Genomic DNA, 2,842 nt, shown 5'->3' on the forward strand with positions numbered 1-2,842 from the left:
CCCGGCGACTGCGCACCCGGCGACTGCGCACCCGGCGTCTGCGCAACGGGTGGCACGGGAGTCGGCTGTTGGCCGCCACCCGGGATCTGCTGACTCCCTGGAATCGGGGGGCCACCTGGAACCTGCTGGCCACCCGGAACCTGCTGACCGCCCGACCCGCCGGGGTTCCCGGCCGAGCCGCCCCCCGCCACCGCACCGGCAACGGCACCACCGTGCACACCGCCGCCCGCTTCCGGCCGACCGCCCGTGCCCTGGCCAGGGACCGCGCCCTGGCCAGGGACCGCGCCGCCATCGCGGCCAACGATGCCCACACCTGAAGGCGGCCCAGCCGCGCCCCCAACCGGCGGACCAACGGTGTCCTCATGACCGCCGAAATCCGCAGTCCCACGACCAGTACCAGGCACACCACCGACCTTCGCGGCACCACCACCGGAACCGGCCCCCTCACCACCACCGGAACCGGCCCCCTCACCATCACCGGCCACCGCCTCGGGACGATTGCCCCCAGAACCGCCGCCCGCCACATCGCCGGGGATGTCCGGTGCATCCGGCGTGCCGATCTCACCGATCGGGGGCGGCTTGATGTACCCGGTGTCCTTCAGGTGGTCCTCGATGGCGTCGCCCGCGTCACCGGCCTTCTTCTGCGCGGCACCGCTGAACATGCCGCCGGCCGCGCCGGTCCAGAGGTCGTCCATGCTGCCGCCGAGGATTCCCGCAGCCGCGGCGCCCACCACGACGTCGGCGGTGGCCTCGCTGGTGCCGTGGAAGAGCATGTTGTCCTCGGCCTTGGGCTTCCACGCCCGCATGCCGGTGTGCATGCCGCCCGCGATGATGCCGGCACCGGCACCGGCGACGCCGCCGACGATGGTGCTTTGGACGTCCCAGGCGACGCGGTTGCCCTCCACGAACTGGGCGATCTGGGCGATCGCGTCCTGGACGATCTCGTCGATGCCTTCCTCGACGCCTTCCATGATCAGCCGGACCACCCAGTGCAGCTGCGCGCTGATCCGCTCGATGGCAGTCCTGGCCGCGGTGATCATGGCGGGCACCAGCGGCGCGGTGAACGGGCTCGCGAGCGCCCACAGGATCGAGGCCGCGAAGAACGCGATCTCGATGAGCATCGTGTAGTTGGCCTGCTCGACGCTCAGCGCGAGCTTCAGCAGGCTGGTCGACTGCTGGTCGGCCAGCCCGACGATGCTCGGAACGGACTTGACGACGCTCATCACGCGTTCGCGGAACGCCTTGCCCACCCGGCCGCCGATGGCCCTCTCGGCGTTGCCGACCAGGTCGACGACGACGTTCGCCATCTCGTCCAGGGTGCGCCCGCTCTCGATCCAGTACTGGGCGAGAGCACGGGTGGCCGCCACGTCGACCCTCGGGGCCTTCTGGCCCGCCACGAGGATCCACAGCCAGTCGAACGTCGGATCGAACTTGATGTCCACTCAGCCCACTCCGAACTGCCGCTCAGCTCGCCCGTCGCGACAGCACGGCGCTGTGCGCGAAAGGGAAGCCGGACCAGTCGGCAACGAGGTTCACGGAATGGAGTCCTGGACGGAGAGACGGAGTTGAACGGTGACGCCGCGACTCCGTGAGCATTGGACGACAGGGGCGCCGCAGCCATTCATCGACGTGTTCGAACCGCGAAATCGACACCAGCACCTCCCTGGTCACCGAATGCGGATCGAACCCAAACGCACCGCGGTCGTTCCGCAATACAGCCATTCTCTGCAGCGAGGATCAACACGAACGGCCCAACCGGGAATCACAAAGGAAGTCTTTTCTGCCTCAACACACCTGGACGCGTGTCCAAACGACCGCAGGACCGTCACCGACGCGTTCCGGCGCCTGGACAAGGCGTTTTCTCCGTGACGGTCCCGCAGACGGAAAGGAGATCAGGTGCGCGCGTGCCGGCTCGCCCCGCAACGACGGCGCGTGAAGACCGGCCGCCCCTCAGCGCACGGAGATGCGAGCGAGTTCCACCTCGGCCTCGGCCCGTTGCTCCGGCAACGACAGCTCGTCGAACGTGGCCAGCGCGCACCGCAGCAGGGTGTCCGCGATCTGGTGCTCACCCGCGTCGAGGCGGCAGCGCCCCTCCTGCAGTGCAGCCCTCGCCGCGTGCACCGAGGCACCCGCCTTCTCGTGGAAGCCACGCGCCTCGGCGAACACCGACGCCGCCCTGCCGCACTGCCGCACCGCGTGCAGGCATCGGGCCACACCCTCCACGCACACTGCCAGCAACCTCGTGCGGGACAACGCCATCTCGCTGTCCTGGTTGTGGCGCACCGCGTCCTGCAGCAGCTCTTCCAGCACCGTGAGCGCCTCCGCCGGCCGGTCGTCGAGCAGCAACAACACACCGAACTGGTAGCGCACCGTCATCCGCACCGTCCAGAACTCGAAAGGGGCGGACAGTTCGACGGCCTGCCGCGCGCGTTCCAGACCGTCCCGGCGGTCGCCGCGCGAGAACTCGCCCGCGGCGATGTGCGCCAGCGCCCACACCCGCTCCAGCCGGTCACCGGCCTCGTCGCCGCAGCGCAGGGCGATCTTGTGCTGGTCCAGCGCGGCTTCGCGGTCCCCTGCCGCCGCGAGAGCCCGCCCGAGCAGGTTGCGTTGCTGCGCCTCCGCAGCCATGTCGCCCAACGCTCGCGCCGCATCCACCCCGATGGCGAAGACTTCGGCCCACTTGGCCGCGTGCCGGTCGTCGTCGGAGTACCAGCGCATCGTCCGCGCGCACTCCACCGTCTCGCGATGCCATCCCATGCGCGCCGATTCCCTGAACGCGGCCAGCCAGTTCGACTGTTCCTGCTCCAGCCACGAGCCCGCCTCGGCCAGCGAAGCGAACACC

2 pseudogenes are annotated in these 2,842 nt (G+C 70.0%); both read right to left on the reverse strand.

The annotated features are described in order from the left end of the window. Positions 1-1,442 (reverse strand): annotated as a pseudogene (locus tag UK23_RS47960) (hypothetical protein); the annotation flags it as partial. Positions 1,443-1,950: 508 nt separating this feature from the next. Continuing rightward, positions 1,951-2,842: pseudogene (locus UK23_RS53500) on the reverse strand (hypothetical protein); the annotation flags it as partial.

The organism is Lentzea aerocolonigenes (genome assembly GCF_000955955.1).
In the GTDB taxonomy this organism is placed as follows: domain Bacteria; phylum Actinomycetota; class Actinomycetes; order Mycobacteriales; family Pseudonocardiaceae; genus Lentzea; species Lentzea aerocolonigenes_A.